The organism is Janthinobacterium saanense (genome assembly GCF_014200675.1).
Taxonomy (GTDB): domain Bacteria; phylum Pseudomonadota; class Gammaproteobacteria; order Burkholderiales; family Burkholderiaceae_D; genus Janthinobacterium.
The window spans coordinates 165,268-189,299 of the sequence record NZ_JACHCI010000009.1 but is presented as its reverse complement, the minus strand read 5'-3'; the positions used below and the strand labels follow the sequence as shown (position 1 = coordinate 189,299).

Below are 24,032 nucleotides of genomic sequence, written 5' to 3'. Positions count from 1 at the left end.
AATTGCTTGCTTACGCCGGCTTGCTTTGCGTCCAGGCAAGAAAGGCTGCACGGTTGCGCGAGCACACGAGGATTTTCCCGCTGCCGCTGAACTTCAGCACGATGCCCTCACCGCTGGTCTGGCTATTGATCAGATTACCCAGGAACCCTCCGCTGCTGCCGGTGGTCATTGAAATGTCGTACTGCAGGCGGTTGTCCCAGCACACCACGTGCGAGTTATCGATCACCACGTCCTTGCCGGGCGTCACTTCCAGTTCGGACATCGCGCCAAAACCGGACACCGCCAACTGGCCGCTGCCTGCCGTCTCGGTGATGAAGAATCCACCGCTCTGGGCAAACAGCGCATTGCCCAGGCTTTGCGTGCGCACCTTCAATTCCACGCCAGAAGTGGCCGCCACGAAAGCGCCATCGCTGATCATGTATTGCTGGCTACCAATGTCCAGCACCCGCATGGCGCCCGGCAAGATGGGCGACAGCAAACAATCGCCATCGCCGCGCAAGGCCTCGATATGCTGCTGAAAGAAGGACTCGCCGTTGGCAAAGGTGCGCATCAGCGCAGCGCCCAGGCCACCGCTCATCTTGCCTTTCAGCTCGAGATTGGTTTCCATCATCACCATCGCATCGGATTCGCAATAAATCTTTTCGCCCTTGGCCAGTGAAATATGCAAAAACGGATCGACCTCTCCGGTCACATTGAAAATTGGCATACAGCAACTCCTTCTTGACGATGGTGATAATAGAACTATTGCAACTTAGACGCCCACACCGAACGATGCGGCCAAAGGACCTAAACCGCCTTTGTAACCCTGGCCGATAGCCTTGAATTTCCAATCGGCGCCGTTGCGGTAGATTTCACCGAAGACCATCGCCGTTTCCGTCGAGCCGTCTTCCGACAGGTCGAAGCGGGCGATTTCCGTATTGCCGTTTTCATTGACGCAGCGCACATAGGCCTTCGATACCATGCCGAAATTCTGCTTGCGCGCTTCGGCGTCGTGGATGGTCACGCAGACGGCGATCTTGTCGACGTCGGCCGGGACTCTGGACAGGTCGACGATCACGCTTTCATCGTCGCCATCGCCATCGCCGGTGCGGTTGTCGCCCGTGTGGGTGACGGAGCCATCGCTCGATTTGAGGTTGTTATAAAAAATCATGTCGATGTCGGCGCGGACCTTGCCATCCGCCTTCAGCAGGAAGGCTGAACCGTCGATATCGAAGGCGGCGCCGTCGGTGACGCGGGCATCCCAGCCCAGGCCGATGATCATTTTGGCGAGGCCAGGTGCTTCCTTGCTCAGGTTGACGTTGCCGCCTTTTTGCAGATTGATAGCCATGATGTTGTTGCTCCTATATAAAATAAAAACACCTGGCGCCCTCCGCCGGCCCGACTCCCCAGGCCGGCGGCGACGCTTGCTGCCTCATGCTGGCAAACGGGTGTGAACGTTTGCCGCGGTTTTCTGATGCTTACGCCTTGACTGTTTCCGATGCCGGCTCCGGCTCGCCTTCCAGCAAGGCCATCCTGCGCTTGTAGCGTATCGACGACCACAGCGAAGCCAAAATAAACGCTACACCGATCAGGCCCGTGAAGATCTCGGGGATGTGGAACTTCATGCTGGCCAACATGATCAGTGCCAGGATGCCGATCGCATAATGCGCACCATGCTCCAGGTACACGAACTCGTCCAGGGTGCCCTTGCGTACCAGGAAGACCGTCATCGAACGCACGAACATCGCGCCGATGGCCAGGCCCAGCATGATGATCACGACATCCTTGGTGATCGCAAACGCGCCGATCACGCCGTCAAAGCTGAACGAGGCATCGAGCACTTCCAGGTAGAGGAAACCGCCAATACCGCCGCGCTTGACGATGTCGCCCACATTGCCATTGCCGTTCTCGCCTTCCAGCAAGCCGCTGATCACATCCACGCCCACATACGTCAGCACGCCCCACAAGCCGGCCGTCAGCACCACCAGTTTCTGGCCCGCATCGATCATGCTCAGGCTGGCCATCAGGGTGCCCAGCGCGATCATCACGGAGATCGACGAAACCTTGCCCAGCGCGCCCAGTTTTTCTTCAAAGCGGCCCAGCCAGTGGGTTTCTTTCTCGTCATCGAGCAAGAAGTTCAGGAACACCAGCAGCAGGAAAATACCGCCGAAGGCCGCCACTTCTGCATGGTGATTAGTCAGGTGCATCGAATACTGTTGCGGATCGCTCAGCGCCAGATTCCACACTTCAAGCAAGCCCAGGTCAGCCGCCTGCGCCACGATCACCAGCGGGAACAGCAGCCGCATGCCGAATACGGCGATGATGATGCCGACGCCCAGGAACAGGTTTTGCCAGAATTTGTCCCAGGTCTTCAGCACGGACGCATTGACCACCGCGTTATCAAAAGACAGCGACACTTCCATCACGCCCAGGATCACCGCGATGCCCAGCGCCGACATCATGGTCGACACGCCGCCATGCGTATAACCCCACCAGGCCGCGATGGCCAGGCAGATAAATGTCACCAGGAATGACACTCTGAAATGCTTCATGATTCTCCTTGTTGTCACGATTGAATGACAAGCAGTATAGGGACAGTACACTTATTTAAAAATAGAAGATAATGGAAGCATTACTTCATAAAAACAGAAGATAGGACGCAGGCATGAAAACCACAGGCTTCAATTACCGGCATTTGTATTTCTTTTGGGTCGTAGCCCGCGAAGGCGGCGTGACGCGCGCGGCAGAACGGCTGGGCCTGGCCGTGCAAACCATCAGTACCCAGCTGGCGCTGCTGGAAAAGGAGCTGGGCAAATCCCTGCTGCAGCCGCAAGGCCGGCGCCTGGTGCCCACCGAGGCGGGCCGGCTGGCGCTCGGTTATGCGGACCAGATTTTTTTGCTCGGCGAACAGATGCAGGATGCCCTCAGCGACGCCGACGCCGAAAAGATGCGGCTGACAGTCGGCATTTCCGATTCCCTGCCGAAACTGATGGCCTACCGCATGCTGGACGCCACGCGCAGCCTCGACAAACCGGTCAAGCTGGTCTGCCTGGAAGATGAATTCGAATCCCTGCTGGCCGACCTGGCCCTGCACAAGCTGGACCTGGTGCTGACCGACCGCGCCGTGCCGGCCGGCGCCAGCTTGCGCGTATCGAGCTATTTATGGGGAGAAAGTCCGATGAAGCTGTTCGGCGCGCCCGCGCTGGCGGCCCAGTATCGTCCCGGCTTTCCGGACAGCCTGAACGGCGCGCCCTTCTTGCTGCCAGCGCGCAATAACGCCTTGCGCGGGCGCATCGATGAATGGATGGTGCAGCAAGGCGTGCGGCCCGACGTGGTGGGCGAATTCGAAGACAACGCCATGCTCAACGCCTTTGGCCGCAAGGGCCTGGGCCTGTTCTTCGCTTCGGCCAGCCTGGCCGACGAGATCGAGGAACAATTCGGCGCCGTGCTGGTGGGCGAGGCAGCGAGCTTGCGCGAACAGTTTTATGTGATCTCGAACGAACGCAAGATCAAACACCCGGCGTTGGACGTGATCCTGGCCTCGGCAGAGGCCGCGCAAGCGCATTGAAGCGCTTGTCAAGGTCAAGATTGACGCAGGGAACGCGGCAAAATTAGGTTATGCCGCCCTTCGTCGTTTAAGATGACGTTTTTATAGCCCATCTTATTGCGCCCCCATGCACAATGTCTTGCTAGTCCTGCTCGCCCTCTTCCTGGTCGCGCTGAACGGTTTTTTTGTTGCCGCCGAATTTGGCATCGTCACATTAAGGCGCACACGCATACGCGCCATCGCCAAGACACAGGGACTACGGGGACGCATCCTGGCCAAGGTGCATGGCCAGCTGGACGCCTACCTGTCCGCCTGCCAGCTGGGCATCACGCTCGCTTCGCTGGGCCTGGGCTGGGTCGGGGAACCGGCCTTTGCCGGCCTGGTGACACCCTTGTTCTCCACCATCGGCCTCACTTCGCCAGAACTGATACACGGTATTTCCTTCGTGCTGGCCTTCAGCGTGATTTCCTTCCTGCACATCGTGGTGGGCGAACTGGCGCCAAAATCGCTGGCCATCCGCAACCCGGAAGCGATCGGCCTGTGGAGCGCGATTCCTTTGTACGGCTTTTACTGGACCATGTACCCGGCCATCTACCTGCTCAACGGCAGCGCCAACTGGGTGCTGCGCGTGGCAGGTCTGTCCGGCAAAGGTAGCCACGACGCCCATTACTCGTCCGATGAACTGAAACTGATATTGCGCACCAGCCAGCCCGGCGAGAAATTCACGCGCGACGAGCGCAACATCCTGGCCCAGTCGCTCGATTTCGAGCAAATGACGGTGTCGGACCTGATGCGTCCGCTCAATGAAGTAAGCGCCCTGTACGCCTCGCAAAGCTTGGCAGAAAACCTGGAGACGGTGCTGCGCAACCGCTTCAGCCGCTACCCGTATTTCGATACCAACGGCGACGATGTGCTGGGCGTGGTGCACTTGAAAGACTTGTTTTTCGCGCAGCAGGCTGGCAAGCCGATCACCTCGCTGACGCCGTTTTTGCGTCCGGTGGACATCATTTCCGCGCGCACGCCGGCGCTGGAACTGTTCCGCCGCTTCCGCGACGGCGCGCCCCACTTTGCGCTGATCGGTGAAAAGAACAAGCGTCCACTGGGTTTTATTACGCTCGATAACTTGCTGGGCGCCATGGTCGGTGAAATCCGCGATGAATTCCGCCGCAATGAAAACGATTGGCTCAAGCAAAGCGACGGCACCCTGATCGGCAAGGCCAGCCTGCCCATCTTTTCGCTCGAGCGCATCCTCGGTATCGATATCGAAAACGAGGAACTGGGGCTGGAAGACGTGGAATCGGTGGGCGGCTTGATCATGGTCAAGCTGGGTGATATCCCGAAACAGGGCCAGCGCATCACTTTTGTCGACTTCGACATCGTCGTCAAGAAAATGAACGGGCCCCGCATCGTGCTGATCAAGGTGATCCCGAAGCAGGAACGGGATCTGGACGCCGATTCGCGGGACTAACTATTCCTTCACCTGCGGCACGGAGCTTGCTCCCACCGTCCAGGTTTGCAGCAGGCTGTACAGCACCGCCAGTAAAGTCGGGCCGATGAACAGGCCCACGAAACCAAAGGCCAGCACGCCACCGAGCACACCGAGCAGCACCAGCAGGAATGGCAGGCTGCTGCCGCGGCTGATCAGCATGGGCTTGACCACATTGTCTACGCCGCTGATCAGCAAGGCGCCCCACACCAGCATGAAAATGCCCCAGCCCGTATGGCCCTCGTTGAACAGCCAGATGGCGGCGCCGCCCCAGATCAGCGGCGGCCCCACGGGCACCAGCGACAAAATAAAGGTGGCGATGCCCAAAAGGGCCACGGCCGGCACGCCGGCGATCAAAAAGCCCGCCACCGCCACCAGCGCCTGCGCCAATGCCGTGCCCAGCAAACCATACATCACGCCGCGCACGGTGCGGCTAATCGTCAGCAGCACGCCCGGTGCGCTGTCGCCGATGATGCGTGTGCTGCCCTTGAGCAAGACCAGCTGCAATTGCTGGCCATCGCGGTACAGGAAAAAGCTGACGAACACAGCCAGGCTGGTTTGCGCCACACCGCTGCCCAGCACGATGCCGCCGGAAGTCAGGAAATGGCGCGCCGGTTCCAGCAAGGTCTTGCCCACTCTCAGCAATTCTTCGCGGTCGCCGATCAGCCGGCGCAGATAACCATCGATAGTTTCGCCCACCAGCGGAATGCCGGCCAGCCAGGAAGGCGGTTGCAAGCCGCCCGCTTCCAGCGCGGCACGTATCTGGTCAACCAGGCGGGAAACGTTGTCGGCCAGATTGTAGGTGACCAGCACCAACGGCAGCACCACCACCAGCACCAAAGAGACGGTCATGATGGCGGCGGCCAGGTTGCGCCGGCCTTTCAGCATATGCAGCAGGCGCAGATACAAGGGCCAGCTGGAAATACTGACGCAGACGGCAAACAGCATCGCCGCCAGGAAGGGCCGCAAAACAAAAAAGCAGCCGATCACCAAAAAGATGACGGCTGCCAGACGGGCATACGGCTCGAAACGTTTTTCCATAAGCCACGATTATCCTGAAGAGGGCGCCCCACGGGCGCGACCGGATCAGGATAGCAGAAGTTTAAGATCGTGGGCGACGGCGGCCGGGGTTTCGCCGTGGCGGATAAACAAACGGATCTTGCCTTCGCGGTCAAATACATAGGTGCCAGCCGTATGGTCGACCGTGTAGCTGCTGTCGGTTTCGCCCTCGACCTTGGCGTAATAGACCTTGAATTCCTTGGCGACCTTGGCCGTTTCAGCTAGCGTGCCATACAGGCCCACGAAACGCTTGTCGAAGGCTGGCACGTATTCGGCCAGCAACTTCTGCGTATCGCGTTCAGGATCGACGGTGACGAACAGCACTTGTACCTGGTCTGCCTGCGGGCCCATTTCCTTCATCACCTGGGCCATGTCGGCCATGGTGGTGGGGCAAACGTCCGGGCATTGCGTATAGCCAAAGAACATCAGCACCAGCTTGCCCTTGTAGTCAGCCAGGGTGCGGCGCTGGCCGGTGTGGTCGGTCAGCGAAAATTCGCGCGCATACGCGGCGCCCGTGATATCCATATTCTTGAACGCCGGCTTGGGCGCTTCCGGCTTGCCGCAGCCAGCCAGCAAGGCGGTGGTCAGTAAAGCAGTCAACAGCAGATAAAAACGTTTTTTCATGGTCAGCGTGCTCGAAAGAGGCTTAGAAGAAGAAATAATGGTCGATCAGCAAGGCCAGGAATAACAACGCCAGGTAGACGATGGAATACGTAAAAGCCTTGCGCGCGATCAAGTCCGTGTAATGGCGGTACATCTTCCATGAGTAATACAGGAAACCGGCGTTCAAGGCGATGGCGGAAAATAAATAGATCAGGCCGCTCATGCGCACGGCGTACGGCAGCAAGGTGGTGGCGGCCAGCGCGATCGAATACAGCCAGACGTGAAATTGCGTAAATTTCAGGCCGTGCGTGACGGGCAGCATGGGCAGGCCGGACTTGGCATAATCGTCGCGGCGGTACATGGCCAGCGCCCAGAAATGCGGCGGCGTCCAGACAAAGATGATCAATACCAGCAGCCAGGCTTGCATCGGCACGTCGTTGGCAATAGCGGCCCAGCCCAGCGCAGGCGGCATGGCGCCAGACAAGCCGCCGATGACGATGTTTTGCGGCGTGGCCGGTTTCAGTATCAGGGTATAGATCAGCGCGTAGCCGACAAAGGTGACAAAGGTCAGCCACATGGTCAGCGGATTGACCAGGTAATACAAAATCGCCATGCCCAGCCCGCCGATCAGCAGCGCGAACACCACCGTCTGCTTGACGGAGATATCGCCCATGGCCATCGGACGGCGCGCCGTGCGGGCCATGCGCGCATCGATTTCGCGCTCTGCCAGGCAATTGACGGCAAACGCTGCGCCCGCCAGCAACCAGATGCCGATGGTGCCGAACACCACGGCATGCCAGTCCGGCATCTCGTCGCTGGCCAAAAACATGCCGATCACGGCGCAAAATACGGCCAATTGAGTCACGCGCGGCTTGGTCAGCGCCCAATACTGGGCGATTCTGGGGGCAGGTTTACGGCTGAGTGTCTGTGTAGTCATTTATGGGGTACGGGAAATACTGCCGAGTGCCGGGGGCACTGTCGCGGCGGCGGAAGCGGAGGTCCGCGCAACATCGAGTTGGAATTTAGCCTTGTAGTTTAACATGGTCAGCAACAACACGAGCAGCGCCGCCCCACCGTTATGCAGCACGGCAATCGCCAGCGGCCAGTTCAGGTAGATGGTCGCCAGGCCCGTGCAAGCTTGCACGGCCAGCACCACGGCAATCAGGCGGGCTGGCGTGCGCAGCGAGGGCAAGGACCAGGCGCGATAGACCGTGTAGCCTATGCCGAGCAGCACGAAAAAGGCGAAATTGCGGTGCACCCAATGGATCGCCGTCAGCGCGGAAAATGGCAGATAGTGGCCGGCGGCTGTCTTGCCCAATTCGCGCCACAAATGGAAACCGTGCTCAAAATCCATCTCCGGTATCACCTTGCCGCCGCACAGGGGGAAATCCGTGCAGGCCAGGGTGGCGTAGTTGGTGCTCACCCAGCCGCCCAGCGCGATCTGCGCCGTCAGCAGCACGGCCGAGAAAATCGCCAGCGCACGCACGGGGCGCAGCACGGCCACATCGGCATCGGCGCGCAGCACGGGCGAGACGGCATTATCCTGGCGCCCGCCCAGCCACGTCAGCAAGGCCAGCAGCCCCATGCCCAGCAGCAAATGAATGGTGACGATGATCGGTTGCAGCTTCATGGTCACGGTCCAGGCGCCAAACGCGCCCTGCAGGCAGACGAACAGGAATAGCGCCGTCGGCAAGGCCGGGGCGAATTCGGCACGGCGGTGCTTGATCCACTGGCGCCAGGCTTGCACCATCATCGCCACGATCAGCACGCCAATGGCCATGGCCAGGTAGCGGTGCGTCATTTCTATCCATGCCTTGAACACCGTCACGGGTCCGGTCGGCATCAAGGCTTCGGCCGCCACGATATGCTCATGCGCCAGGAAAGGGTTGGCCAAACCATAGCAGCCTGGCCAGTCCGGGCAACCCAGGCCGGAATCGGACAGGCGCGTAAAGCCGCCGAACATGATCAGGTCGATGGTCAAAAACACGGCGACCCAGACCAGCTTGCGGTATTTATTCGCGTCGGACGAAATCCAGACCACGGTCAGCGGCAGCAAGGCCACCAGTAAACCGGTCAGGCCCAGTTGGGCCAGTGCAGAAAAATGCATCGTAGGCATAGTAGACATCAAGCTCTTCTTTAACCGATCGCCGAAGCTTTGAGCAGCTTGGCGATATCTTTTTTCACTTTGCCCGGATCGGCGTCTTTCGGGAAACGCATCATCAGGTTGCCCAGCGGATCGATCAGATACAGATGATCTTCTGCCCTGTCGCCCGCGTCCACCGGCAGCCAGGCCTTCAAGGCGTCGGCATTGACGCGCAGCATATTGGTGCCATCATATTCGCGCATGATCATGGTTTCCAACGGTTGCGCATCCGTCACCAGCCAGACGCGCTCGATGCGCTCCATTTCCTTGCCTTGCATCAGCCGCATCTGCTGCATGAAAAACAGCTGCTTCTGGCATGCTTCCTGGCAATCGGACGGCCCCGTTTGCAGCAAGATCCACTTGCCCTTGAATTGTTCCAGGGGCGAGGCCTTGCCGTCGAGCTCGGTCACATGCAGCTGCGCCTCAGGAATAGGATGCAAACGTGGGTCGATCAGCGCGCCATAATTGGTGCGGCCCGTGGGCTTGATCACGTAATACGTCAGGTAGGAAGCGACGATGGGAAAAGCGCACACCGCGATCACGGCCAGCAGTTTCAAACGGCCGCTATGTTGCGCCTGCCGCTCATGCCGATCCTGGCTGCCTTGCTGTATTTCAGGGTTGTTTGTTTGCACGTCGAAATCCTGTCAAAACAAAAAATAAAAAGGCCATCAGAGCCAGCGCATACCACTGGAATGCATAGCCGCGGTGCTTGTCCGCGCCCAGGTCGGGCGCGGGCCAGTCGCGTACGGGAAGCTGGCTGATGGCTGGCGCGTGGTTGGTGTCGACTGTTTGTTCTATCAAAATGGGTTGGAAAGCCATGCCGCTGGCCTGGGCCAGCTGGGCGATCTCGGCATTTTGCACGATGGCCTGCGGCGTCAACGGCGGCGCCGTGCCCAGTTGCATCACGTGGCCGGCATTCAGGCGCGCGATGCCGCTGATGGTGACAGTGCCTGTGGGCATTGTGTAGTCGGGGATGCGCGTGCGCTCGACATTATTGCGCGGCAACCATCCCTGCGCCACCAGCACATGCATGCCGGAACCGTCAATCTGGAATGGCGTCAGCACGTGGAAGCCGGCCTGGCCGTGGTAGGGGCGGTTGTCCAGATACACCGTCCAGGCGGGCACAAAGTGGCCGGTGACGCTGACGCGGCGAAATTCCATGGCTGGCGCTTCAGCAGGCGACAGCGGTGCCGCCGTCAGCACCAGCGGCGCGGCCAGGTTGCCCGTTTCCAATTTCGCGGCGCGGGCAAGTTTTTCTTCGGCGCGGCGCTGCTGCCATTGCGCCAGAGATATGCCCAGCGCCACCAGTAGCAGCATTACAACAAAGGGTATCCATCTAAAACGGAAGCGTATACGCATTACAATGGAACCTCCTCAAACAGGGCCTTGCCATCCATGAAAATCATCGTCGCGATTGCCTTTATCCTGATACTGGCCAGCCTGGGCTCAGCCCTGTTTTTCCTGATGCGCGACAAGGGCAAGAGCAACCGCACCGTGCAGGCGCTGGCCATGCGCGTAGGCTTTTCAATTACCCTGTTCCTGCTGATCTTGCTGGCGTACAAGCTCGGCTATATCCAGCCAACGGGCATCCACTAATATTGCCGCATTAGCAAAATTCTCAAACCAAGAAAAAAGCCGTACCCGGGATATCCCGGCACGGCTTTTTTCTATGGGCGCACAGTTCAACAGCGCGCGCCCTGCCCCGTCATTATAACCAATACACGACCACGTACAGGCCCAGCCAGACGACGTCGACAAAGTGCCAATACCAGGCGGCGCCTTCGAAGCCGAAGTGCTGCTCGGGCGTAAAGTGGCCTTTCAGCACGCGGTACAAAATCACCGACAGCATGATGGCGCCCATGGTCACGTGGAAACCGTGGAATCCCGTCAACATGAAGAAGGTGGCGCCGTAGATGCCCGACGTCAATTTCAAATTCAGCTCGCTGTAGGCATGCACATATTCATACACCTGGAAACCCATGAAGACGGCGCCCAGCGCTATGGTAGCGAACAGGAACAGGGCCGTGACACTGCGGTGGCCGGCGCGCAGCGCATGATGCGAGATGGTCAGGGTGACGCCCGACAGCAGCAGTAGCGCGGTGTTAATCGTCGGTATCCAGAACGGCGTCATGGTGACGAAGTCCTGTACCGTGCCGGCCGGCCCCGTATTGCCCCAGTGGGCAGAAAAGTCTGGCCAGATCAGCTTGTTATCGAGGTCGCCCAGCCACGGCATCGAGATGCTGCGCGCATAAAACAGGGCGCCAAAGAAGGCGCCAAAGAACATGACTTCGGAAAAGATGAACCAGCTCATGCTCCAGCGGAAGGAGTGGTCGATGCGCTCGCTATACAAGCCTTTTTCGGATTCGCCGATGGCGTCGCCAAACCAGAAGTACAGCACCAGCAAGATGCCGGCTATGCCAGCCAGGTTCAGATACGGTCCCCACGACACATCGTTGACCCAGGCCGAGGCGCCTATCATGGTCAACAGCAGGCTGGCGCCGCCCAGCAGGGGCCAGCGCGAAGGCCCGGGCACAAAATAATACGGGACGGCGGCATGGTTGGAACTCATCATCATCTCCTCAAAAACTTGTAGGGTGGTTTTTATTTGTTATAGAGAACTTATTGAATCACTGATTATGGAACGACAAATTTGACGATCGTAATCAAAATGCCGATCAGGCAAGCCACGGCCAGCAGCGCCGCGATCACCACGTGTACGGGATTGAGCCTGGCCGAATCCGTATCGAAATCGCTCTTGCGGCGCAGCCCCGTAAACGACCAGACCACTGCCCTGAGCGAATACAGGAAAGAGGCCTGTGGCGGTTTGGCGGGCTTCTCGTCAATCATAAATTACCCTGCTGAACGGAGGGCGCCGGCGCCTTGCTCAGCCCGGCGATCTCGAAAAACGTGTACGACAGGGTGATGGTCTTGACCTCTTTCGGCAGGGCGGGATCGAGGAAGAACACCACTGGCATCTGGCGCGCCTCATGCGGTTTCAGGGTTTGCTGCTTGAAACAGAAACACTCGACCTTCTTGAAATGCGGCGTTGCGCTCTGCGGCGCATAGCTGGGTATCGCCTGTGCATTGACGGTGCGGTCTTGCGTATTGACCACTTCATACATGACGGTGGCCAGCTCGCCCGGATGCACTTGCATGGACGACACGACAGGCCGGAAACGCCATGGCCCCTGCGCATTGCCGTCGAATTCGACGGTGATGCTGCGCGTGGTATCGACCTGGGTATTGTTGTCGTAAGCTACCGTGCCATCTTTTTGCGTCAGCACATTGATGCCCATCACTTCGCAAATTTGCTTGTAGACGGGAATCAGGGCATAACCAAAGCCAAACATCACGCAGGCAATCACCACCAGCTTGCCCAGCATCTTGCGGTTCAGTCCGCGTGTTTCCTGTTGTTCTGGCGTTGTCACGACAGCCACAGCCGCTTGGCGAACACAGACAGGAAGAAGAAGGCGGCCAAGGCAGCCAGTATCAGTCCGGTACGCAGGTTATTGGGTTTCTTGCGCTCAGTATTACGCGCAGTATCAAGGTCGGTCATGGCAGGCACTTTATTCAAAGCGGGCCGGCGAACACGCCGGCCCGTGCTACCGGGATTATTTCACTGTCGGCGGCGTTTCAAAGGTGTGGAACGGGGCCGGACTCGGTACGGTCCATTCCAGGCCTTCCGCGCCTTCCCATGGTTTGGCTTCGGCAGCCTTGCCGCCGCGTATGGTCGGCAAGACCACGAACAGCAGGAAGTACACTTGCATGAAGCCGAAACCGAAGGCGCCTATCGAAGCGACCATATTGAAGTCCGTGAACTGCGCCGGATAATCGGCGTAGCGGCGCGGCATGCCGGCCAGGCCCAGGAAGTGCATCGGGAAGAAGGTCACGTTAAACGTGATCAGCGACAGCCAGAAGTGAATCTTGCCGCGCGTTTCGTTGTACATATGACCAGTCCATTTCGGGCTCCAGTAATAGAAACCGGCGAACAGGGCAAACAGCGAGCCGGCCACCAGCACGTAATGGAAGTGGGCCACCACGTAATAGGTATCCTGCAACTGGATGTCAATCGGCGTGACGGCCAGGATCAAGCCTGTGAAACCGCCGATGGTGAACACAAAAATAAAACCTACCGCGAACAGCATCGGCGTCTCGAAGGTCATCGAACCCTTCCACATGGTGGCGATCCAGTTGAACACTTTGACGCCCGTCGGCACGGCGATCAGCATGGTGGCATACATGAAGAACAGCTGGCTGGTCACCGGCATGCCGGTAGTAAACATGTGATGCGCCCAGACGATGAAGGACAGGATCGCGATCGAGGCCGTGGCGTAGACCATCGAGGCATAACCGAACAGCGGTTTGCGGGCAAACGCGGGCAGGATTTGCGAGACGATGCCGAAGGCCGGCAAGATCATGATGTAGACCTCGGGGTGGCCGAAGAACCAGAAGATGTGCTGGTACATGACGGGGTCGCCGCCGCCTGCCGCATTAAAGAACGAGGTGCCGAAGTGGCGGTCCGTCAGGGTCATGGTGATGGCGCCGGCCAGCACAGGCATGACGGCGATCAACAGATAGGCGGTGATCAGCCAGGTCCAGCAGAACATCGGCATTTTCATCAGGGTCATGCCCGGTGCGCGCATGTTCAGGATGGTGACGATGATGTTGATCGAGCCCATGATGGACGAGGCGCCCATCAGATGCATGGCGAAAATCGCCATATCCATGCCAGGGCCCATCTGCGTCGACAGCGGCGCATACAAAGTCCAGCCGGCAGCCGTGGCGCCACCTGGCACCAGGAAAGACGTGGCCAGCAGCAGCGCCGCCGGCGGCAGCAGCCAGAACGAGAAGTTGTTCATGCGCGCAAACGCCATGTCGGACGCGCCCACCTGCAGCGGGATCATCCAGTTGGCGTAGCCGACGAAGGCCGGCATGATGGCGCCGAACACCATCACCAGGCCGTGCATGGTGGTCAGCTGGTTAAAGAATTCAGGGTGGAAGAACTGCAAGCCAGGGTGGAACAGTTCCGTACGTATCATCAGGGCCAGCACGCCGCCCGACATGAGCATGATGAACGAGAACCACAAGTAAAGCGTGCCGATATCCTTATGGTTAGTGGCAAACAGCCAGCGGCGCCAGCCGCTAGGGTGATCGTGATGCGCGTGGTCGTCATGATGGTCGTGACCGGCCTGATCCAAGATACTCGTGCTCATAGACAGCTCCTGATTACTTGCGTGCAGCCACGACTTCGGCTGGTTGAACGATATTTTCTTCGGCCTTGTTCGACCAGTTATTGCGCGTGTAAGTGATCACTGCCGCGATATCCGTGTCAGACAGTTGTTTCCAGGATGGCATTTCAACCTGGTACTTGCCGCTCTTTTGCCCGTTCAACAAAACATGGATCTGTTCCGCCTTCGGACCGTTCACCACGGCCGAACCATCGAGTGGCGCATACGTGCCCGGTACACCCTTGCCTGTCGCCTGATGGCACATTGCACAGTTGGCTGTATAGACTTTTTCACCCTTGACCTTCAACTCGTCGATGGTCCAGGTCTTGTTCGGATCATCGGCCAGTGCCGCCATTTCTTTCAGCTTGCCATCCACCCACACCTTGTAATCTTCTGCCGAGACGACTTTCACGACGATGGGCATGAAAGCGTGTTCCTTGCCGCACAGTTCAGCGCAATTGCCGCGGAAGGTGCCGATATGGTCAGCCTTGAACCAGGTATCGCGCACGAAACCGGGAATCGCATCCTGTTTCACGCCGAACGCCGGCACGGACCAGGCATGGATCACGTCATTGGCCGTCAGCACCATGCGGACCTTCTTGTGCACCGGCACCACCAGTTCATTGTCGACTTCGATCAGATAGTTTTCGCCGCGTTTCTCGGTTGGCGGCATGCCAGGCGCGCCCACTTGCGAGCGCGGTGTGGCCAGGTTGGACAGGAAGGAAATGCCCTCGCCTTCACCCTTCAGATAATCATAGCCCCATTTCCACTGCATGCCAGTCGCTTTGATGGTCAGGTCGGCGTTGGACGTGTCTTTCATGCCGACCACGGTGCGCGTGGCAGGCAAGGCCATGCCGATGACGATCAGGAAAGGCACGACGGTCCAGGCGATCTCGACGGTGGTGCTTTCGTGGAAAGTGGCCGGTTTGTGGCCCACGGACTTGCGGTGCTTGAAGATCGAATAAAACATGACGCCAAACACGGCCACGAAGATCACCAGGCAGATGATCATCATCCAGGTGTGCAGATCGTAGATTTCGTGGGCAATCTGTGTTGCCGGCGGTTGCAGATTCAGCTCCAACGGCCTGGGACCACCGGTGCCGGGATAGGTACTGGCAGCCGGTGCCGCCGTGGCCCATCGCCCGACGCCTAGCGCTGTCAGCGACAGCCCGAGCATCAACGATAGCAATCGCTTTGCATGTTTCATGTTTTCCCCAACCACCCAAAAATAATGATATTTTAAACGGCTGCGGAAAGCTCCGTGTTACACCGCTGCCGCTCCTCCAGGAAAGCATCGCGGCATTCATGCCGCCGCGAGTGCCAAGCACCAGCAAATCCCATGCTGTTTGCACACACAAAGTCTAGTACGAACAACCATGCTGGAATTCTATTTTTCTTGCACGGCCAACCATGGCCCTGCGTGCAAGATGGTTACTATACTAATGCAGTAACTTCTAATAATCTTGCTTTGTTTGATAATTTTTTTCTGGCCACTTGTTTTTATGGCTTAACAAGCTGACAAACAATCAACGATTATAAGCAAGAAAAGTTGAATGCATCAACAATAATCAGCGAGTGTGCGCGCACCCGTGCCAACGCTGGCGCGCTTTGCAACACTTGCTAGTTGGATAAAGATGGAATGGCGGCGCGAGGCGGTGCCTCCTGCAAAGATCAGGGCTTGCGCGGCGTAAACTGGATGATCGCTTCACCATTGCGCGTGACGCGCGGCGCCGGGCGGAAAGCGTGGCCATAGATGACTTCAAAACTCAGGCCCAGCTTGCCGTCGGGCCGGCGCATCTTTTCCAGCGCGTCCAGCATGCGCTGCCAGGCCGCCTTGTCCATCAGGCTGCGGCGGCGTGTGGTCAAGGGATTGCCGCCAAAGGCGCGCACGTCGGCCAGCAGTTTTTCAGCCGTGTCATAGGTGACGGTGATGATTTCCATGTCCAGCACGGGCGTGGAAAAACCGGTCTCGACCAGCATGTCGCCAAAGTCGTGCATGTCGACAAAGGGCAGCGCGTGGGGGAACAGATCCGCTTGCGCAAACGCGTCGCGCACCTCGCGGAAAGTGTCGGGACCGAAACAGGAAAACATCAGCAAGCCATCGAGGCGCAGCGCGCGCCGCCATTCGGCAAACACGCGGTCGGGCTGGGCATGCCAGTGCAGCGCCAGGTTGGACCATACCAGGTCGATGCTGTTGGCGGCTAGCGGCAAGTCGCCCAAGTCGCCGCACAGCAAGTCCACGCCCGTTTTCGAAGGCAACAATTTGCTGAGGAACTGGTTCAGACCAGACAGTTTGGACGCGGGTCCGCGCGCCGCCTGCAACATCGCTTGCGATGCATCGAGGCCGATAATCTGCGCGGCCGGATAATCCTTGTGCAGCTGCGCCAGGTCGGCGCCGGCGCCGCAACCGGCGTCAAGCACGCGCAAGGGGGTGATTTTTACCAGTTCCAGGCGTTCATGCATGCGCTTGGACACTTCGCGGCGCAAAAAGTCCGATGGCGCAATCCGCGCCGGACGGGAAAATAAATCGCGTACTTGCACCGCATCGATGGGCGCACTCATTTTAGGCGGACTGGTGGGAACTGACATGGGCAATCGGGTGAGATGAGATAATGTCGGCAGTGTACATGGAACGGGGCCATCGCGATGGGGAGCGGCTTTTACCAGGTGGTAGCCACTGCGCTGCAATCGCTGAGCTCGCGCCTGCTGCCGGCCCAGTGCGCGCTGTGCGGCGGTGCTTGTGCGCAAGTGCTGTGCGCGCCGTGCCGCGCGCAATACCTGGGCCAGCTTCGCCCCCGCTGCCGCCGCTGCGCCAATCCGCTCGATGATGTGTCCACCTTGTGCGGCCGCTGCCTGCGCCATCCGCCTGCCTATGACGCCACCGTGACGGCGGCCGATTACGCGGCGCCCGTCGATCAGTTGCTATTGCAGCTGAAATTCGGCGCCCGCCTGGCGCTGGCGCCGCTGTTTGCGCAGCTGCTGGTGGACGCGGTGCAGCAGCAAACAGAGTGGCAAGCGCCGCAATGGCTGTGTCCCGTGCCGCTGGGCCCTGCCCGCCTGGCCGAGCGGGGCTTTAACCAGGCGCTGGAAATTGCCCGGCCGCTGGCGCGGGCGCTGGCCATTCCCTTGCTGCCCAGGCTGGCCATCCGGGTGCGCGACACCAGGGCGCAAAGCGCTCTGGAGCCACGCAAGCGGCAAGCCAATCTGGTGCGCGCCTTTGTGGTGGCGCCCGAACACGCGGCCAGGGTGCGCGGCGGCCATGTCGGCATCGTCGACGACGTGATGAGCAGCGGCCACACGGCAGACGCGCTGGCCGCCGCCTTCAAGCGGCATGGCGCAGCCAGGGTCACGATATTGGTGATGGCGCGCACGCCACCGCATTAAACGAACTTTATTGAACTGTCGTATTTGAGGAGAGCATCTTGTTTCACGTCGTCCTGGTAGAACCTGAAATCCCGCCCAACACGGGCAACGTCATCCGCCTGTGCGCCAACACGGGCGCGCAACTGCATCTGGTCGAACCACTGGGCTTTCCGCTCGACGATTCCAAGATGAAACGCGCCGGCCTCGATTACCACGATTATGCCAACATGAAAGTGCACAAGAACTGGGCAGCTTTCCTGGCTGACACGCAACCTGACCCGGCGCGCATGTTCGCCATGACCACGCGCGGTTCACGCCCGTTCGGCGACGTCGCCTTTTTACCTGGCGACGTGTTTGTATTCGGTTCGGAAACCAAGGGCCTGGACCCTGCCCTGCGCGACGGTTTTCCTGCCGAACAACGCATCCGCCTGCCGATGCGCCCGGACAACCGCAGCCTGAACCTGTCCAATACCGTCGCCGTGGTTGTCTATGAAGCCTGGCGCCAGCACGGCTACGCGGGAGGAAGTTAACGCAAGGCCAGTTGTGGGGCCTTATGATCTGTGTCAAGTATCACCAGCTGCGTGCGCATGTCGCGCGTGGCGGCCAGTTTGCCGTTCACGTACAGATTGGTCTTGACGCCGTACACGCCCTGCGACACGCCGGGCGGCAAGGTCAGCTCGAACGAATTTTCAAAGCGTCCACCCGACTTGCTGGTGCTGGACAATTCTTTCGAGCCTGACTTGAAGGGCTGGCCTTGCGGGTCCAGCACCACCAGTTCTTCGCGCACATCGGTGACGTTTTGCGCGCTGCCATTGACCAGCTCTACCACGGAAGTGACTTTGAAAGGCTGGCCGCGCTTGACGGTGCCGGCGCTCAGCTGCGGCGTGTACGACACCACTTGCGGCTCGCGCGGCAGCGAACCACGGGCGCGGATATAGTCGCGGTCAGCCTGGGCCGCCGTCTTGGTCTGGCGTGAATTGACGTTGAAGGCCAGGCAACCGGCGGCGGCCAAACCACCGCCGATGGCCGCGCCTTTCAACGCGCCGTTCTTGCCGCTGACCAGGGCGCCCAGCAAGGCGCCCACGGCTGCACCAGCGGCCGCCGTCGTACCCACGCTGCAAGGATCTGCATCGGCAGCCTGCGGATACTGGCTGTTATCCTGGCGCACACCATTCGGATGCATGGGTGCCGTGGCGCAGCCGGCCAGCATGGCGGCCAGTGTCAATGCGGCAGTGGTCTGCACGGTGGTCTTGTTCAGCATGAAACTCCCCGGTGATTTTCTTATTTGATCGTCGTTTCCGTTTGCAGCACTTGCCGCTCGCGCTCACGGATGCGGCGCGACAAGTTGTCGATGCGCGCATTATCAGGATCAACGCGGCGCGCGCTGTCCAGGTAAGTCTTGGCGGCGTCAAATTTACCGTCGTTCATCGACCGTTCGGCATCGCGCAAAAAGGACAAGGCCATCTCCTTGCGCATGGCCGCGCCATTGTCGACGGGCGCCGGGCTTACACGTTCGACCACGCTGGGCGGCGCAGGTTCACTTTGTATCGGGCGCGCTGGCGCCGTCTCTATCACCCGGGCTGGCGCGGGCACAGGTTCGGGCGCTGGCGCAGCGGCTGCCGTCAAGGCTTGCAAGTCTGCCTTCAATTGCGCCAGCTCAGGATACTCGCGGTCGAGCGCTTCCAGCTTGACGATGCCGCTCCTTGCCGCCGCACCATCCTTGCTATCCAGCGCCTGACGCACGCCCACCTGTATCGACGCGGCTGCCGCCTGCTGGCGTGCCAGCTGCTTGCGCAACTGGTCTACCGTCGAGGCACCCGCACAATCAGTATCGAGCGCGGCAAGCGCTTTGACCACACTTTGCAAACGGCGGGCATTCAAATCGCGTTCGATGGCCCGCACGCTGCGCTGGCAGCCGCCAGAACCCGCCACGGCCTTGCTGATTGCCGCCTGCAAGTCGTCCACCTTGGCGCCGGACTTGCCGGTGCAGACATTCTGCGCTTCCGACAGTTTGACGCGCGCACCATCGAAGCTGCCCTTGCTCACCAGCGCCAGGCCACTGTCGATGGCGTCATTACATAAAGTATCTTGCTTGTTAGAAAACTTGTCGTTGATATAGACGATAGCCAAGCCTGCCACGATCAAACCGGCCAGCCAGCGCGGCCATTGTTTGGCGGGCAGACGTTCCGGTGGCGGCGCAAGCGGCTTCGCTGCCGGTGCAAGCTTGGGTTCAAGCCTGGCCTCGATTTTAGTTTCAAGCTTGGGCGGCAGCCTGGACACGGCGACAGGCGCGACCTTTGTTTCGGTTTTCGGCTCGGTTTTTACCGGCGCCGGTGGCGCCTTGGGCGCAGCAACGCCGGCGACGGCCTGCCCGCAAAATGGACAGAATGGCACGCCCTCCACCAGCATCCCTGGGCACTTGACACACTTGATCACAACACTTCCTTCATTCAAAGCAACGGCGGCGGCGTCATCAAGGGTGGCGGAGCACTCAACAGTAAAGCAGCCAGTTCCGGGAACTGCGCCAGTTCCACCCAGGCCGGCAAACCTTCGCGCCAGACCTTGGTGGCGGCCGGCACAATTTGCCCGGCGCGCACAAACTGCACGATATGCTGGGCCGTGAACGGCCCCTGCTGCTTGCCATCGATACCAAGGAAATACTGGTATTCCAGCAGTGGTGGCGGAGCGCCATTCAGGGATGGCGCGGCAAACACAGGCGCTGGCGCAAACAGCGCTTGCAAGGTTCCCGTTTCCAGCACTTCCGGCTTGAGCGCGTATTTCAGGCGCGGCAAGCCATCTTCATCGGCTTCGCGCACTTCCCATTCATGCGCATCGGCATCGGAATCGGCGATCACATTGGCCCACAGCTTCAGGTTGTCAAGCAGCTTTTCTTCCTGGCGCTTGATTTCGCTATCCGTCATGCCCTTGCGGCGCGCGCTTTCGCGCAGGTCGCCAGCGATTTCATTGGCGATGGCGTTGCCGAAGCCCTTGTTGTCGAGCTGTCCGCCACCCGTCATGTCGACCAGGCGCGGCGTATAAACATTGCTGGCGTAATAGCTGGCCAGCGCGGCCAAGGCGACCGTCTGCACGTCGTCGAATTCGGCCAGGCGGGCGGCCACGCGCTCTTCGATCAAGCCGCGGAAGACGGACAATAAGCCGTTCTGGCGTATCGAACGCTCATTGCCGATGCGGCGCATGTCGCCACGGCCCATGGCAAACAGGTATTGCCCCAGCGGCACCACGCGGCCGTTGTGGCGCGTCAGCACGCCCAGCATGATGGCTTTCAGGAACAAGCTGAAATCTTCGGCCAGACGCCGTATTTCATCCGTACTTGGCGCGATCGGATGATTGAACTGGGTCGTGTCGATATGCGTGTGGATCGGCGCCTTGTCGTTATCGCTTTCCTTGCGATAACTGGTACGCCAGCCTTCCAGGCCGCGCAGCACCGTCATCGGCACGCCGGCCAGTTCGCAATACGCCACGGCGCGGCCCTGGATGCCAGTTTCCACGATTTCCACCTGGCTGCTGGTGATGCCGGCCTGGGTTTGCACGCAGGCATAAATTTCGGCGCCAAACCTGGCCTTGAACGCTTGCGCGCCCGCCACGCCAATCACGCATTTGTACTGGTCAGCCGCCACCGTGAATTCGCCCACCATATTGGCGTCGATCCACGGCATGGCGCAGGCCAGCAATTTACGGAAATAATCCTGGCGCCGGCCTGGCTCCATCTGTTCCAGCGCGTCAAACAGGGGATCTGGCTGGGCAGCACCGCCATCGTTGACGCCCATGCTGGCCAGGCGGTTTTCCGCCATGCGCTTGACCTTGTTCAATATCTCCGTGCGCTGGGCCGGTTCACCGAGCATGGGGAACAGGGTTTTGGAACCGCCAATATCCTGGAACGCTTCATCGGCCCACTCACGCAAGGTGGCCGGGGCCGGCATGACGATGTCGCGCACGGTAACAGGCACCACGATGGCGGTGGCATGGTCTTTCTTTAAATCCTTTTGCACGATCACATTGGCCGTCTGCAATTGCTCCAGCATGTCGAGCACGCCTGCGCGGCCGATCTGCAATTCGCCCACCAGGCCATTCCAGACGGCGCGGCCCTGGCTGTCGACGCCGGTGCGGTTGCCCAGCCAGCGCGACACATCGCGCAGCAGCAGCACGGCTTCTTCGGCCGCGCGCCCGCGCAAATGGAATTTGAGCGTATTGGCGATCTCGGTGCGTAAATGGTCGATCACCACGCCCGCCTGTTTCTCGCCACTGCCGAACACGCCACTGAACATGCCGCCGCGCGTTTGCTCCAGATTGTTCAGCAAACGCTCATACTCGCGCGTGCGCAAGGCTTCCTTGATTTCGCGATAACGTTCGGCATTGGTGTCGATCTGGGCGATCAAGCCGCTGCCTGGCGCTTCGATACGGTCCTTGATCTGTTCCACCAGCGACAGCACATACTCCAGGCCGCCAAACTGCTTGTTGTCCAGGTAGCCATACAACTGGTCGCGCACGACTTTCTTGATGTTTTCGAACAATTCCTGGCGCCGCTTGGCGATGCGGTCTTCCGTCGTGTCGGCCGTGGAATCCTGGTCACGCACGGCGTCGCGTTCAAGCTGGCGCATGGCGTCGCGCACCTGCGCCGGCCATTCCTTGCGGTCGTAACCGGTGCGGATGTCATCGATGCGGCGGTTGACACGGTCTTCCACGCCACTGAGCAAGCTGCCCTGGCGCTCGGCCAGCAAATCGTCGACGATCTGGAAATCCTCGAACGCGCCGTTGGAACGCTTCAGTTCGATGCTCTTGTCGGAAAAGCCAGGGAAATCGTTGAAAGGCGTAGGACGCAAGCCCATGTGGGCGGCCAAAAAGGTATTGCGCTGATCGTCATTGGCGCGGTTGACGCCGGCGTCCACGCCGCCGACGCCAAAGAAGGCTTTCAACATGGCGCCGGCCCAGCGATGGGCGCGTTCGTCGCGCGCCGCTTCCTGGCGCGTATCGAGCACGGCCATGCCGAACGAGGAAAAACGCCTGGAGAAATACAAACGCATGTCGCCGAAGCGGTTTTGCGGCACCGGTGCCTTGTACATGGAATTCTTGTGCTGCGCCTGGTTGACGGCGATCGAGCGCTTGGCGCGGGCAAAATCGGCCGAGGCAAAGTCTTCGAACAGGGAATCGGCCACCATGTGATAGATGTCGTCGATGCTGTCCGTGTGCTGCTGGGCCAAATTGCCCGAATCGACCAGAAATACTTCGTTGTAGGGCACGCTCGTCAATGAGGGATGCTCAACATCCTCCCAGCGGCTCAGATAGTTCTTGTTGCCCATCATCGCCGACTCCAGTTCCATCAGCGCTGCATAAGCATTGCCCTCGGTCCTGTCCTTGTTGTTCTTGCTAAAGCCGCTGGGCAAGAACAGCATCAGCTCCACATCCGCTTGATCGACTTCAGTCCTGGCGATCCAGCGCGCCAGATAACCCATGTCGAGGAAGGAACCGGAACCGGTACCGCCGGCCACCGAGCCCACCACCACGATGCGGAAGCGACGCGTTTCCATGCGCAGGCCCAGTTCGCTCAGCTGGCGCTCGTGCGACAGGCCCGCCTTCAGGGTTTTCAGCTTGAGGCGGATCTTGTCGCGCACCTTGCTGTATTTATCGAAGAAATACAAACGCGATACGGCGCGCACCTGGCCCGCACCCGACTGCATGTCGAAGTTCAGGTCGCGGATTTTCTGCGGCGTCAGCGGCAGCCACTCCTTGATATGCGGATAACGTTCCAGCGAATCGTCATCACGGCTATATTTGTCTGCATCAAAGGACCCGACCACTTTTTCATCATCGGTAAATTTCAGCAAGTCGAACTGCAGGTCTTGCGCCTGCGATTCGCCGCTTTCCACCAGCGCGCCATTGTCGAGATCGAAATGGATGAACTGGGCGACGGGAAACTCGGTCAGGTTCTCGACGCGCGTGCGCTGGCCGGCATTGCCCCACAAGGTGTTGAGGATGCGCCGGCGCACGCGCATCAGCACTTGCATGCCGGTACCGCCCACGCCGATGAACAGCGTGGGGCGCAAATCGATGATCTTGTCCTGCTTGCGCTCGCCTTGCGCGCCGACGGTCTGGTTCAAGGTGTCTGACATGGTATGTGGCCCGCTCAATTTTAGTTACGGCTGGAAGTAAACGTCAGCACCAGCGCCACCAGGCCCACCAGCAGCAGCGGTCCCATGAACAACGGCGCGAGGAATTTATGCGCATTGACGGCTGCCAGCACGACGGCGGTGGCCAGGCTGGCCAGGAAAATGAACAGCCACCAGCCCGAGGCGTTGGCCTTGTTGGGCGGCAAGCGCTTGCCCACCAGGCCATTCGCATACGCATTCTTGGCAAAGAAAAAGGCTATCAACAGCAGCAGCAGCACGGCGCCGCCGATCAGGGTATCGCGCGCCGAGGTATCGGTGGCGCTGGCCGGGTCGAGCGTGGCGGGCGCCTCGACGCTGGCCGTGGTGGCCGAAGCGGCAGCTACGCTGGCTTCCGTGGGCGTGCTCGCTGGGGCTGGCAAGGTGAAGCCTGCATTGTCTTTGGGAGTATCTTGTGCCATCGTCTGCCTCGAAAGAAGGGTAGTGTCATCAGGGGTAAAGG

The 24,032-nt window shown here is 59.7% G+C and carries 25 protein-coding genes; 5 read left to right on the top strand and 20 right to left on the bottom strand.

The window, feature by feature from the left end; all coding sequences use genetic code 11:
- Positions 1–10: 10 nt before the first annotated feature.
- The 3 genes from HDE72_RS14545 to HDE72_RS14535 form a co-directional block, all read right to left on the bottom strand.
- Positions 11–706 carry a TIGR00266 family protein gene (locus HDE72_RS14545; protein ID WP_183742060.1) on the bottom strand — a complete coding sequence of 232 codons (696 nt, stop codon included), beginning with the start codon at positions 704–706 and terminating at the stop codon, positions 11–13.
- Positions 707–751: 45 nt separating this feature from the next.
- The gene (locus HDE72_RS14540; protein ID WP_183742058.1) at positions 752–1,327 is read right to left on the bottom strand and encodes a TerD family protein; all 576 of its coding nucleotides are present in this window, start codon (positions 1,325–1,327) and stop codon (positions 752–754) included.
- 130 nt (positions 1,328–1,457) lie between these two features.
- A complete protein-coding gene (locus HDE72_RS14535) occupies positions 1,458–2,531 on the bottom strand; it encodes a DUF475 domain-containing protein (RefSeq protein ID WP_183742056.1) in 1,074 nt (357 codons plus the stop codon).
- Positions 2,532–2,644: 113 nt separating this feature from the next.
- Here HDE72_RS14535 and nhaR point away from each other — a divergent pair, with 113 nt between their 5' ends.
- Positions 2,645–3,547 carry a transcriptional activator NhaR gene (gene nhaR / locus HDE72_RS14530; protein WP_183742055.1) on the top strand — a complete coding sequence of 301 codons (903 nt, stop codon included), beginning with the start codon at positions 2,645–2,647 and terminating at the stop codon, positions 3,545–3,547.
- Between the two features lie 106 nt (positions 3,548–3,653).
- Positions 3,654–4,994, top strand: coding sequence for a hemolysin family protein (locus tag HDE72_RS14525; RefSeq protein WP_183742053.1), 1,341 nt, complete (start codon positions 3,654–3,656; stop codon positions 4,992–4,994).
- Here HDE72_RS14525 and HDE72_RS14520 read toward each other — a convergent pair whose 3' ends face one another.
- The 6 genes from HDE72_RS14520 to HDE72_RS14495 are packed head-to-tail and all read right to left on the bottom strand — an operon-like array spanning position 4,995 to position 10,134.
- On the bottom strand, positions 4,995–6,053 hold the full coding sequence (locus HDE72_RS14520) for an AI-2E family transporter (protein ID WP_183742051.1): 1,059 nt from the start codon (positions 6,051–6,053) through the stop codon (positions 4,995–4,997).
- 45 nt (positions 6,054–6,098) lie between these two features.
- Positions 6,099–6,695: an SCO family protein gene (locus HDE72_RS14515; RefSeq protein ID WP_183742049.1), complete on the bottom strand. Its 597-nt coding sequence runs from the start codon at positions 6,693–6,695 to the stop codon at positions 6,099–6,101.
- Positions 6,696–6,717: 22 nt separating this feature from the next.
- On the bottom strand, positions 6,718–7,611 hold the full coding sequence (gene cyoE, locus HDE72_RS14510; RefSeq protein ID WP_183742047.1) for a heme o synthase: 894 nt from the start codon (positions 7,609–7,611) through the stop codon (positions 6,718–6,720).
- Positions 7,612–8,781 carry a COX15/CtaA family protein gene (locus HDE72_RS14505; RefSeq protein WP_183742149.1) on the bottom strand — a complete coding sequence of 390 codons (1,170 nt, stop codon included), beginning with the start codon at positions 8,779–8,781 and terminating at the stop codon, positions 7,612–7,614.
- Positions 8,782–8,810: 29 nt separating this feature from the next.
- Positions 8,811–9,449 (bottom strand): SCO family protein, encoded by a 639-nt coding sequence (locus HDE72_RS14500; RefSeq protein WP_409254968.1) that lies wholly within the window; start codon positions 9,447–9,449, stop codon positions 8,811–8,813.
- Positions 9,430–10,134, bottom strand: a complete 705-nt coding sequence (locus tag HDE72_RS14495) for an SURF1 family protein (RefSeq protein WP_311735235.1) — start codon at positions 10,132–10,134, stop codon at positions 9,430–9,432. The genes HDE72_RS14500 and HDE72_RS14495 overlap by 20 nt, the downstream gene beginning before the upstream one ends.
- A gap of 78 nt (positions 10,135–10,212) precedes the next feature.
- Here HDE72_RS14495 and HDE72_RS14490 point away from each other — a divergent pair, with 78 nt between their 5' ends.
- A complete protein-coding gene (locus tag HDE72_RS14490; RefSeq protein WP_183742043.1) occupies positions 10,213–10,413 on the top strand; it encodes a twin transmembrane helix small protein in 201 nt (66 codons plus the stop codon).
- Between the two features lie 112 nt (positions 10,414–10,525).
- Here HDE72_RS14490 and HDE72_RS14485 read toward each other — a convergent pair whose 3' ends face one another.
- The 7 genes from HDE72_RS14485 to HDE72_RS14460 form a co-directional block, all read right to left on the bottom strand.
- Positions 10,526–11,386, bottom strand: a complete 861-nt coding sequence (locus tag HDE72_RS14485; protein ID WP_183742041.1) for a cytochrome c oxidase subunit 3 — start codon at positions 11,384–11,386, stop codon at positions 10,526–10,528.
- A gap of 65 nt (positions 11,387–11,451) precedes the next feature.
- Complete coding sequence (locus tag HDE72_RS14480; protein WP_183742039.1) at positions 11,452–11,664, bottom strand: DUF2970 domain-containing protein; 213 nt, start codon at positions 11,662–11,664, stop codon at positions 11,452–11,454.
- Positions 11,661–12,245 carry a cytochrome c oxidase assembly protein gene (locus tag HDE72_RS14475; protein ID WP_183742037.1) on the bottom strand — a complete coding sequence of 195 codons (585 nt, stop codon included), beginning with the start codon at positions 12,243–12,245 and terminating at the stop codon, positions 11,661–11,663. The genes HDE72_RS14480 and HDE72_RS14475 overlap by 4 nt, the downstream gene beginning before the upstream one ends.
- Positions 12,242–12,373 carry a cytochrome oxidase small assembly protein gene (locus tag HDE72_RS27585; RefSeq protein ID WP_221291274.1) on the bottom strand — a complete coding sequence of 44 codons (132 nt, stop codon included), beginning with the start codon at positions 12,371–12,373 and terminating at the stop codon, positions 12,242–12,244. Before HDE72_RS27585 ends, HDE72_RS14475 begins: the two co-directional genes overlap by 4 nt.
- A 55-nt stretch (positions 12,374–12,428) precedes the next feature.
- Positions 12,429–14,030 carry a cytochrome c oxidase subunit I gene (gene ctaD / locus HDE72_RS14470; protein WP_183742035.1) on the bottom strand — a complete coding sequence of 534 codons (1,602 nt, stop codon included), beginning with the start codon at positions 14,028–14,030 and terminating at the stop codon, positions 12,429–12,431.
- A 13-nt stretch (positions 14,031–14,043) separates the two neighbouring features.
- Positions 14,044–15,252 carry a cytochrome c oxidase subunit II gene (gene coxB / locus HDE72_RS14465; RefSeq protein WP_183742033.1) on the bottom strand — a complete coding sequence of 403 codons (1,209 nt, stop codon included), beginning with the start codon at positions 15,250–15,252 and terminating at the stop codon, positions 14,044–14,046.
- Positions 15,253–15,716: 464 nt separating this feature from the next.
- A complete protein-coding gene (locus HDE72_RS14460) occupies positions 15,717–16,634 on the bottom strand; it encodes a methyltransferase domain-containing protein (RefSeq protein WP_260176697.1) in 918 nt (305 codons plus the stop codon).
- Between the two features lie 57 nt (positions 16,635–16,691).
- Here HDE72_RS14460 and HDE72_RS14455 point away from each other — a divergent pair, with 57 nt between their 5' ends.
- Both HDE72_RS14455 and trmL read left to right on the top strand, forming a co-directional pair.
- Positions 16,692–17,429, top strand: coding sequence for a ComF family protein (locus HDE72_RS14455; RefSeq protein ID WP_183742032.1), 738 nt, complete (start codon positions 16,692–16,694; stop codon positions 17,427–17,429).
- 38 nt (positions 17,430–17,467) lie between these two features.
- Positions 17,468–17,938 carry a tRNA (uridine(34)/cytosine(34)/5-carboxymethylaminomethyluridine(34)-2'-O)-methyltransferase TrmL gene (trmL, locus tag HDE72_RS14450; protein ID WP_183742031.1) on the top strand — a complete coding sequence of 157 codons (471 nt, stop codon included), beginning with the start codon at positions 17,468–17,470 and terminating at the stop codon, positions 17,936–17,938.
- On the opposite strand, the gene HDE72_RS14445 is transcribed toward trmL, so the two are convergent.
- From HDE72_RS14445 to HDE72_RS14430, 4 genes are read right to left on the bottom strand one after another with little or no spacing between them, the layout of a single operon-like run.
- Positions 17,935–18,669, bottom strand: coding sequence for a hypothetical protein (locus tag HDE72_RS14445; protein ID WP_183742030.1), 735 nt, complete (start codon positions 18,667–18,669; stop codon positions 17,935–17,937). The genes trmL and HDE72_RS14445 overlap by 4 nt on opposite strands.
- Positions 18,670–18,689: 20 nt before the next feature.
- A complete protein-coding gene (locus HDE72_RS14440; protein ID WP_183759317.1) occupies positions 18,690–19,802 on the bottom strand; it encodes a hypothetical protein in 1,113 nt (370 codons plus the stop codon).
- 56 nt (positions 19,803–19,858) lie between these two features.
- Positions 19,859–23,536 carry a tubulin-like doman-containing protein gene (locus HDE72_RS14435; protein WP_183742026.1) on the bottom strand — a complete coding sequence of 1,226 codons (3,678 nt, stop codon included), beginning with the start codon at positions 23,534–23,536 and terminating at the stop codon, positions 19,859–19,861.
- A gap of 20 nt (positions 23,537–23,556) precedes the next feature.
- Positions 23,557–23,991, bottom strand: a complete 435-nt coding sequence (locus tag HDE72_RS14430; RefSeq protein WP_183742017.1) for a hypothetical protein — start codon at positions 23,989–23,991, stop codon at positions 23,557–23,559.
- Positions 23,992–24,032: the final 41 nt, after the last annotated feature.